This window comes from Pseudomonas sp. UBA6276, assembly GCF_002438365.1.
In the GTDB taxonomy this organism is placed as follows: Bacteria; Pseudomonadota; Gammaproteobacteria; order Pseudomonadales; family Pseudomonadaceae; genus Aquipseudomonas; species Aquipseudomonas coleopterorum.
In genome coordinates this window covers 1-8,885 of record NZ_DJUS01000175.1, presented here as the reverse complement: position 1 = coordinate 8,885, position 8,885 = coordinate 1, and the positions used below count along the sequence as shown (strand labels likewise).

General features: G+C 64.0%; 8 protein-coding genes. 4 read left to right on the top strand and 4 right to left on the bottom strand.

Annotated elements, in window-relative coordinates:
- Window positions 1-68: 68 nt before the first annotated feature.
- The gene (locus tag B2V21_RS19715) at window positions 69-836 is read right to left on the bottom strand and encodes a substrate-binding periplasmic protein (protein ID WP_376787081.1); all 768 of its coding nucleotides are present in this window, start codon (window positions 834-836) and stop codon (window positions 69-71) included.
- A 138-nt stretch (window positions 837-974) separates the two neighbouring features.
- Between B2V21_RS19715 and B2V21_RS19710 the strand changes: the two genes are divergently transcribed.
- Window positions 975-1,967, top strand: a complete 993-nt coding sequence (locus B2V21_RS19710; RefSeq protein WP_286917776.1) for an alpha/beta hydrolase — start codon at window positions 975-977, stop codon at window positions 1,965-1,967.
- Window positions 1,968-2,026: 59 nt separating this feature from the next.
- The gene (locus B2V21_RS19705; protein WP_286917775.1) at window positions 2,027-2,725 is read left to right on the top strand and encodes a tRNA (adenine(22)-N(1))-methyltransferase; all 699 of its coding nucleotides are present in this window, start codon (window positions 2,027-2,029) and stop codon (window positions 2,723-2,725) included.
- A gap of 131 nt (window positions 2,726-2,856) precedes the next feature.
- On the opposite strand, the gene B2V21_RS19700 is transcribed toward B2V21_RS19705, so the two are convergent.
- Complete coding sequence (locus B2V21_RS19700) at window positions 2,857-3,627, bottom strand: SDR family NAD(P)-dependent oxidoreductase (protein ID WP_286917774.1); 771 nt, start codon at window positions 3,625-3,627, stop codon at window positions 2,857-2,859.
- A 125-nt stretch (window positions 3,628-3,752) separates the two neighbouring features.
- Here B2V21_RS19700 and B2V21_RS19695 point away from each other — a divergent pair, with 125 nt between their 5' ends.
- Window positions 3,753-4,148, top strand: a complete 396-nt coding sequence (locus B2V21_RS19695) for an NUDIX hydrolase (protein WP_286917773.1) — start codon at window positions 3,753-3,755, stop codon at window positions 4,146-4,148.
- 19 nt (window positions 4,149-4,167) lie between these two features.
- Here B2V21_RS19695 and B2V21_RS19690 read toward each other — a convergent pair whose 3' ends face one another.
- Complete coding sequence (locus B2V21_RS19690; RefSeq protein WP_082223545.1) at window positions 4,168-4,329, bottom strand: DUF2986 domain-containing protein; 162 nt, start codon at window positions 4,327-4,329, stop codon at window positions 4,168-4,170.
- A 68-nt stretch (window positions 4,330-4,397) separates the two neighbouring features.
- Window positions 4,398-6,569 (bottom strand): TonB-dependent siderophore receptor, encoded by a 2,172-nt coding sequence (locus tag B2V21_RS19685; protein WP_376787082.1) that lies wholly within the window; start codon window positions 6,567-6,569, stop codon window positions 4,398-4,400.
- 522 nt (window positions 6,570-7,091) lie between these two features.
- On the opposite strand from B2V21_RS19685, the gene B2V21_RS19680 reads away from it, so the two are divergent.
- Window positions 7,092-8,780, top strand: coding sequence for a Na/Pi cotransporter family protein (locus B2V21_RS19680; protein ID WP_286917771.1), 1,689 nt, complete (start codon window positions 7,092-7,094; stop codon window positions 8,778-8,780).
- Window positions 8,781-8,885 lie beyond the last annotated feature (105 nt).

Below are 8,885 nucleotides of genomic sequence, written 5' to 3'. Positions count from 1 at the left end.
GCGGCGCAAGCCGCGTCCGGGAACGCCGCGTTGGTTCTGACCCACCGCGTTCGGCAGCACCACCGTGCTCAAAGCGGAGCGCTTAGGTATCGCTCCACCAATCGCTTTATCGAACCGTCGCGATGCAGGGTCTGCACCGCTTCGCGCAGACTGCGCACCATCTGCGGCGAACAGCTCTTCGAACAGGCCAGATACAGATCCGACGTCATCAGCACCGGGCTCATCAGCAACGGCCGTTCAGACACCTGCCGCCAGATGTATTTCGACTCGGGCACCCCATTGAACCAGGCATCGACGCGCCCCAGCAGCAGCATCTGCGCCGGATTCTCACCGATACGCAGCGGGTAGATCTGCGAAGCATCGAATCCTTCGTCATACAGCTTGCGTTCCTGCGCACTGCCCATGCCCACCGCAATGCGATGATAGGTGCGACGCGCCTGGGCGAAGCTTTCGACGCGCTGGTCGAGGCTGAAAAACGCCCGGTCCATACTCATGATCGGCGCAATCCAGGTGTAGGCCGCTTCCCTGTCAGGGGTGCGCGACAGGGGCACGATGAGCATGTCCTGGCCTTGCTGCACCGTGCGTTGCGCCCTGAGCCAGGGCAGTATGTGGGTGTTCATTCGATAGCCCGCCAGCACCATGGCCTGCCCGGCGGCATCGGCCACGATGCCTTGCTGGCCTGCGACGCCGGCCATGCTCAGCGGCGGCGCCTCGGGCATGTACAGATCGAAGGCACGCGGGCTCGCTGCCCAGGCGACTGTGTCGAGCAAACTGTACAGCAAAAGGGCGCAGACCGACTTGAACAGCGACCCGCGCAAGCGGTTCAGATGATCCATTGCAACGATCCGACGGTATTCGGTGACGGGCACCAAGAGGGCCAGCATAGTCGCTAATCGCGTTATCTGCTCATGGGGGAACCGCACCACGCGCTGACCCTCCTATCTGACATCTACCCCTGTATGAGGACACCCCTGGTGGAGACCGAGCAAAGCTGGCCGTTCGATGCAGCGCAGATCGCGCAGGCAGAGCGCTTCAACAAGACCCTGAGCCGCCTGCCGCGGTTCCGCATTCGCAACCGCGTCACCCCGATGCTGATCCAGACCCTGCTCCGTGCAGGGCAGTTGGCCAGCTCGCTCAAGCCCGTGCGCCATGGCGTGGCCATCGAAGAGCGCCTGCTGCGCCTGCCCGATGCTCGCCCGGTGAAGGTGCGCATCCTGCGGCCATCCCGGCCGCCCAAGGGTCTGGTGCTGGATTTCCACGGCGGCGGCTGGGTCATCGGCAATGCCCAGATGAACGATGACCTCAACATCGCCCTGGTGCAGGCTTGTGATGTCGCAGTGGTCTCGGTCGACTATCGCCTGGCTGTCTCGACGCCCCTGCAAGGCCTGCTCGACGACTGCCTGGTGGCCGCGCGCTGCGTGTTGGGCGATAGCTTTCCCGAGTTTGCCGACCTGCCGGTGATCGTCGTCGGCGAGTCCGCCGGTGGGCATCTGGCCGCCGCCACTCTGTTGCAGCTCAAGCAATGGCCCGCGTTGCTGCAGCGCGTGTGCGGTGCGCTGTTGTATTACGGTGTCTTCGACCTGACCGGCACCCCCAGCGTGCGCAACGCAGGGCCCGACACGCTGGTGCTGGACGGTCCGGGCATGGTCGAGGCGTTGCGTCTGCTGACCCCGGACCTGGACGACCAGCAACGACGGCAGCCGGTGGTATCGCCCCTGTACGGTGACCTGCAAGGCCTGCCCCCCGCGCTGATGTTCGTCGGGGCGCTGGATCCGCTGCGCGATGACACCCTGCTCATGGCCGAACGCTGGGGCAAGGTGGCCCCTGTGGACCTGCGCCTGTTACCGGTGTCGCCCCACGGTTTCATCCACTTTCCCACACCCATGGCCGACAGGGCTCTGGTCCACAGCCGTGAGTGGATCGTCCGACTGTTGGCGGCACAGGTTGCTGCGGACCCTGTCGGATGAGTTGAAATGCACGGGCGCGCTCGCCAGAATGCGCGCCCAATCAAGAGAACCGATCGCTCGTGAATCCGCACAGCTTGTCCCATCGTCTGGAGCGCGTGGCCGCCCAGGTCCCCGTCGGCGCGCACCTGGCTGACATCGGTTCGGATCATGCCTACCTGCCGGTGGCGCTGGTCCTGCGTGGTGTCATCCCCCAGGCCGTTGCCGGTGAGGTCGCCCAGACGCCGTTTCTGGCGGCCCGGCGCAGCGTTCGCGAGAGCGGGCTGGAGCACTGCATCAACGTGCGTCACGCCGACGGGCTGGCGGCGATTCAAGCGTGCGATCGGATCACAGCGGTGAGTTTGTGCGGCATGGGCGGGGAAACCATCCGCGACATTCTCCAGGCGGGCAGGGCGCATTTGACCCGTGGCGAGCGATTGATCCTGCAGCCTAATGGCGGCGAATGCGATCTGCGCCAGTGGCTGATGGACAATGGTTATCGCATCCGGCATGAAGAAGTGCTGCGGGAAAACCGCTTCGACTACGAGATCATCGTTGCCGATCACGGCGAACCGGTGACCTACAGCCCCCAGGAGTTGTTTTTCGGACCCTTGCAGCTGCGCCAGCGTACTCCGGCGTTCCTGGCCAAATGGCAACGCCTGCTGCACCTCAAGCGCCGCACCCTCGAACGCCTGGCCCACGCTCGCCAAAGCGGACTCGACGACAAACGCCTCGAACTGGCCCGACACATCCAATGGATCGAGTCCCTCAACCCCCTGTAGCAGCGGTGCAAGCCGCGTCACTGCGCATGCGGTGCGTCAGTTGCTCTGCGGCGGTCCCGGACGCGGCTCGCGCCGCTGCTACAGGAGAATATGGTGTTTTGTCGCGGCAGCGCGAATGCGGCGCGTCAGATTCACCACGGTATGGGCTGGCCATCCCAGGCCCAGAAGCTGCCGGTTTGCACCGGTCCGTGCTGGCCGATCAATTCGAGCAGGCAACGGGCGGCGAAATTGGGGTCGAACAATTTGCCCGCCGGGACGTTGGCCTGGAAGGGCTGCGAGAGCCGGGTGTCGGTGGTGCCAGGGTGCAAAGCCAACACCGTGGCCGCAGGATTCAAACGCTTGAGCTCGATGCTGGCCGTGCGCAACAGCTGGTTGAGCGCCGCCTTGCTGGCGCGATAGCTGTACCAGCCACCCAAGCGGTTGTCACCGATCGAACCGACTCTGGCCGACAGCGCGGCGAAGGTGGCGGGCTGTTTGCGCAGCAGGGGCAGCAGATGCTTGAGCAGCAGGACCGGGGCAAAGGCATTGGTGGCGAAGCTGGCCTGCAGGCTGCTCAGATCCAGCTGGGCCAGCCCTTTTTCCGGCCGCGCGCCGTCCTGATGCAGAATGCCCAGCGTGCTGATCACCAGTTGCAGATGAGCGCAATCGGCCGCCACCGCATCGGCTAGCCGCTGCAGGGCCTGCTCATCGCGCGCATCGCAATCGAGGCTGACCAGACGAGGCCCATGGCGCTCAGCCAACGCCGCCAGCTCGGCGCTGGTCGTGGCCTGCCGGGAAACCGCAAACACCTGGGCGACATCTTCACGCTGCAACAACTGCTCGCACAACGCTAGGCCGATGCCCTGGCTGGCGCCACAGACCAGTACAGACGCACTGCCGGATAGATCGGGTATCAACGCCATGGTCCACCGCCCTGCCAGAAGATCGTACCGATAGGACCGAGAACCACCCCCAAACGTTCTCCAGTGGCAATTGCCAGCTCATGCACGGCGTGCCATGGTGCCCACCTTTTTTCAGGAGAGACGCCATGGCCGCCACCATCCATATCGCTGCCGCACTGCTGCTCAACGAGCAAGGGCAAACGTTGCTGGTGCGCAAGCGCAACACGCGTGCCTTCATGCAGCCAGGCGGCAAGATCGAATCGGGCGAGCAGCCTGCCCAGGCACTGGTTCGTGAGTTGGAGGAGGAGTTGGGCATCGCGGTGGATCCGGCCGAAGCCAGATTTCTGGGTACCTACACAGCCGTGGCCGCCAACGAGCCCGGCCATGAAGTGCATTGCGAGCTTTTTCAAGTACGCATCAAGGCCCAGGTCAGCCCCGCTGCGGAAATCGAAGAAGCGCTGTGGGTCGATGCCACAACGGTAGCAAAGCTCGAACTGGCGCCGCTGACGCGCGACCAGATTTTGCCGCTGCATTTTCTCTGAAGCGCAGGCCCGATCCGCTTCAGGCCTGATCGACAGCGGGACTTGCGCTGTCGGCCTCGAGCGCCAGCTTCGCACGGTCCGCCTTGCTGATGTAACGGTCCTTGCTCTGCGGCGCCAACTTGGCGCTGGCCTTCTTGGCATGTGCTTGCAACAGCTGTTTGATCTTCTTGCGACGATTCATGGCGTGGCCCAGGGGAGAAGTGGGTCGATGATACCAGTACGGCCCATCGACCCGCTCGCGGCTGCCGATCAGAAGCTGTACTTGGCCGTCAGCATCAGGTTGCGCGGGTTGCCGTAGCTGTCGCCGCCATAGCTGGTCGAGGTGGCGATGGCGTTGTAGTACTTGCGGTCGAACACGTTGTTGGCGTTGATCTGCAAGTCCAGGTTGCGGCTCACCTGATAGCCGGCCATCAGGTCGGTGACGGCATAGCTGCCCTGTTCCAGGCGGTAGCTGCCGCCATCGGCCAGGTCGACGTCGTTGTACAGGCGGCTCTGCCAGGACAGGGTACCGCCCACGCGCAGTTTCTCCAGCGGGCCCTGGAAGCGGTAGGTGGTGGTGACCTTGAACAGGTGCTCGGGAATGTCGGTGTCGTAGCGCTGGTTTTCGTTCTGTGGGTTGGCGCTGTCCTTGAGCGTGTGTACCCGCGCGTAGGTGTAGCCACCGCCCACCTGCCAGTTCTCGGTCAGCGCCCCCTGCAGCTCGAAGTCGATGCCCTGGCTGCGCACTTCGCCCGACGCTTCGTAGCAGCTGAGCTGCGGGCAGTTCTCGACGAAGATCTGCACCGCGCGGTTTTCCTGATCGACCCTGAACAGCGCCAGGCTGGCATTCAGCGCGCCATCGAAATACTCGCCCTTGATGCCGATCTCGTAGTTCTTGCCCTGAATCGGCCGCACCGGCGTGCCGCTGGTGTCCTGGGCGCTTTGCGGGGTAAAGATGTCGCTGTAGCTGGCATACAGCGAATGGTGGTCGTCCAGATCGAAGATCAGCCCGGCGTAGCGGGTGACATTGCGGGTGACCTTGTAGTCGCCTTCGCCATCGCGGTTGTCATAGTCGTACCAGTCCAGGCGGCCACCGAGAATCAGCTTCAGCGGGTCGGCCAGGCTCAGGCGCGTGGTCATGTACAGGCCATCCTGGGTGGTGACTTCGCGGTCGTTGTCGGTATGGGTGAAGTTCGGCTTGCCGGCGTTGATCGGCCAGTTGGTGTCGTAGGGATCGTAGTTGTGCGTGGTCATGTCGTAGATACGCCTGCTGGCGCCGACCACCAGTTCGTGAGTACGTCCCAACGCCTGGAACGGCCCGCTGACGAAGGCATCGAGGCCAGCCTGGTTTTCATCGTGTGCCGACTGGTACACGGTACGTGCCAGGGTATTTTCGAACCAGCGCGATTGATAAGAGCCGGAGAACAGGCCGTTCTGCTCGGCGTAGTTGGCGTTGACCTGCAGATTCCAGTCGTTGGCCAGGCGCTGGCGCACTTCAGCGAACACTGTGTTGATCTCCTGGTCCTTGTTCTCCCATTTGGTGCCCGGGTTGTACGAGCGGGGCAGGTCCAGGTGATGGCCGTCCTGGCCGATCATCGATGAACCCCAGAAGTAGTTGGTCTTGTCCTTCTGGTGAGAGAAACCCACGGTCAGCAGGGTGTCTTCACTCAAATCCGCTTCCGTCACCGCGTAGAACAGGCCGTGATCCTCTTCCACATCATCGATGAAGCTGTTGGCGTCGCGGTAGGACGCCACCATCCGGCCGCGCAGCGTGCCCGCCTGATTGAGCGGACTGGAAGCGTCGATTTCGCCACGGTAGTCGTCGTGGCTGCCCGCGGCGCCGGTCAGGGTGACCTTCTGTTCGGCGAGCGGGCGTTTGCGCACCAGGTTGATGGCCGCCGAGGGGTTGCCGGCACCGGTGACCAGGCCCGTCGCACCACGCACGACCTCGACCCGATCGAACATCGCCAGGTTGGGCTGGGCGCCGATGGTGACGCCCGAGTAGCCGCTGGGGATGCCGTCGTACATCAGGTTGTCGATGTCGAAACCGCGTGCCGTATAGGCCTGGCGACCGGGACCGTTGGCATAGCTGAGGAACAGGCCAGGGGTAGCGCGCACCGCATCGTTGATGCTGGTCATGGCCTGGTCGTCCATGCGCTGGCGGGTGATCACGGTCACCGCCTGGGGCGTTTCACGCGGGCTCAGCGGCAGTTTGGTAGCCGTCGCCATGCTGCCGGTGGTGTAGGACTGGGAACCCTCGGTGTAGCTGCCCAGCTGGAATGCGTTCGACGTTATCTCGCTGGCACCCAGTTCGATGACACCCGGCGCCGCCTGTTGCTGGCTTGCGGTGCTGTCGTCGGCCAGGGCCGGCGTGATCGTTGCCATGCAGATGGCCAGGGCCAGCAGGTTTTGCGGAGGGTAGGGGAGCGGCGAACGGGACATGCGAGACATGAAAAGCTTCCTGGCTAGACAAGATAATGCGAATCGTTTGCACTATTGTGTCAGAAATTTCCTACGCGCGTCGTCCACCCCGGTAAAAATGTCCTGCAACCGCGTCACTGCGAATGCAGTGCCCCACCCCCCACGTCGTCCCCGCACGCGACTCGCAAGCCTCGGTAGCAGCGGCGCGAGCCGCGTCATTGGCCATGCGGTGTGTCCGTTTCTCCGCGTTGTCTCGGATGCGACTCGCAAGCCTCTGTAGCAGCGGCGCGAGCCGCGTCATTGGCCATGCGGTGTGTCACCTTCTCCGCGTCGTCCCCGGACGCGGCTCGCGCCGCTGCTACAGGGGAACGCGGTGTTTCGTAGCAGCGGCGTAAGCCGCTTCAGCTGCACTCGGCCACTACACCGGCGGTCGCAGCAAGTGGGTATGGCGGCCGCGCGTCACCCATATGTCACATTTCATGTCTAGCTTCGAGGATCACACCCCGGGCGCGCCGGCCATCCTCCCTACCGCAAAGAGCCGCCATGGAAATCGATATCTTCAAAGACCTGCTGGTCCCTGTCATCGGTGGCCTGGGCATTTTCATGCTCGGGCTGGAATTCATGTCCGACGGCATCAACAACCTGGCGGCCAACCGCATGCGCGCCTGGCTGGCCAAGCTGGCCGGCACGCCGGCCAAGGGCCTGGCCGCCGGCACTGTGATCACCGGCGTGCTGCAGTCCAGCACGGCCATGACCGTCATGACGGTCGGGCTGGTCAACGCCGGCGTGGTCGGGCTGCGGCCGGCCATCAGCGTGATCATGGGCGCCAACATCGGCACCACCCTGGGCAACGGCTTGATCGCCATGCCGCTGGGGCCATTGGGACTGATCTTCGCCGGGCTGTTCGCCCTGGTCTATGTCTTCAGCAAGAACGAAAAGACCCGCCATCTGGCCATTGCCATCATCGGTTTCTCGTTGATCTTCTACGGCCTGAACCTGTTGACCGGCGGGCTCAAACCCCTGCGCGAACTGCCGGAAGTGATGTCGGTCATCTCTGGATTGCGCGCCGACAGCTACACCGGCCTGGCCATCTGCGTGCTGACCGCCGCCGGCATCACTGCCATGATCCATTCCTCGTCGGCCACCATCGGCATCGTCATGGGCCTGGGGGCGGCTGGCATTCTGGATTGGCAGACGGCGGTGGCGTTCTCCCTCGGTGCCGACCTGGGCACCACCGTCACCTCATGGCTGGCCTCGCTCAACCTGTCGAAGAACGCCAAGCGCGCGGCCTATGCCCACATCGCCTTCAACTTCATCGGCGTTGCCATGATGTTTCCGCTGTTCTTTCTGTCCATGGACATCCTGCAAGGGACCATGGGCCTGTTCGGCATGGACGTGACCCGTACCAGTACGGTCGATGGCAAGGAAAGCTTCCCGATGGTGCCCGTGGCGGTGGGGCTATACTCCATCGGCTTCAACATCTTCAACACGGCGCTGATGTTTCCCTTCATCGGTGTGTTCGAGCGTGTGCTCTCGCGCATCGGCGCCAGCCGCAGCGACGCGGAGGACTATGCCGTACCGCGTCATCTCGACCGTGCCGCGCTGGCCAATGTGAACACCGGCGTGGCCGCCGTCAGCCAGGAACTGACCCGCTACAGCGAGGGCATGGGCCTGCTGCTGGACGCGGCGCGCGGCCAATCCCAGGCGCTGAAGAACGCCGCGGAACATGAGCATGCGCTGGACACCCTGAGCCAGGAAATTCGCGGTTACACCGCGCAGATGTTCAAGAACGATGTCACGGCGCGGCAAACCAATCTGCTCGCCAGCCTCATCGAGGAAGAAGACTTCAGCGCAAGCCTGACCCGGACCTTGTCGCAGATCGCCCGCCGCATCGAGCGCCAGGTGTTCTGCGCCAATGCGCGGAAAATCGTCGACGCCATTCTCGATATCGTCGAGCCGGCCGTGCGCAAGGGGCCACAGGGCACCTACCTGCCGAACGCCCACGCCAGGGACCTGCTGGCCCTGCGCGAGCGCTGCCTGCAGCCCGAGCAGAAACTGGGCTGGGACGAACGCGGCGCCATCCTGGCGTTGCTGGGCAGTGCCGAGCGTGCGCTGAATCTGGTTCAGCGCATCGCCGAGGAACGTCTTTCGGTGTCACGAGAACTGGATCAGACCGACCCAGCGTCGGCGGCCGACCATGCCCCCTCCGGCGTATTGGCCAAACCGCTGTAGGCTGAGTTGGTCTCAGCGTGCGGCGGCGGCGGGGGCTGTGGCGTTGTACCAGGGCCGCAGCAGACTGAGCAGGCCCAGCAGCGCCATGCCGGCGCCCAGCCACAA

Bases quoted from the DNA above. Each gene is read 5' to 3' on its own strand.
- B2V21_RS19715 (WP_376787081.1), bottom strand. From the start codon at position 836: ATGGATCATCTGAACCGCTTGCGCGGGTCGCTGTTCAAGTCGGTCTGC.
- B2V21_RS19700 (WP_286917774.1), bottom strand. From the start codon at position 3,627: ATGGCGTTGATACCCGATCTATCCGGCAGTGCGTCTGTACTGGTCTGT.
- B2V21_RS19695 (WP_286917773.1), top strand. From the start codon at position 3,753: ATGGCCGCCACCATCCATATCGCTGCCGCACTGCTGCTCAACGAGCAA.
- B2V21_RS19690 (WP_082223545.1), bottom strand. From the start codon at position 4,329: ATGAATCGTCGCAAGAAGATCAAACAGCTGTTGCAAGCACATGCCAAG.
- B2V21_RS19685 (WP_376787082.1), bottom strand. From the start codon at position 6,569: ATGTCCCGTTCGCCGCTCCCCTACCCTCCGCAAAACCTGCTGGCCCTG.
- B2V21_RS19680 (WP_286917771.1), top strand. From the start codon at position 7,092: ATGGAAATCGATATCTTCAAAGACCTGCTGGTCCCTGTCATCGGTGGC.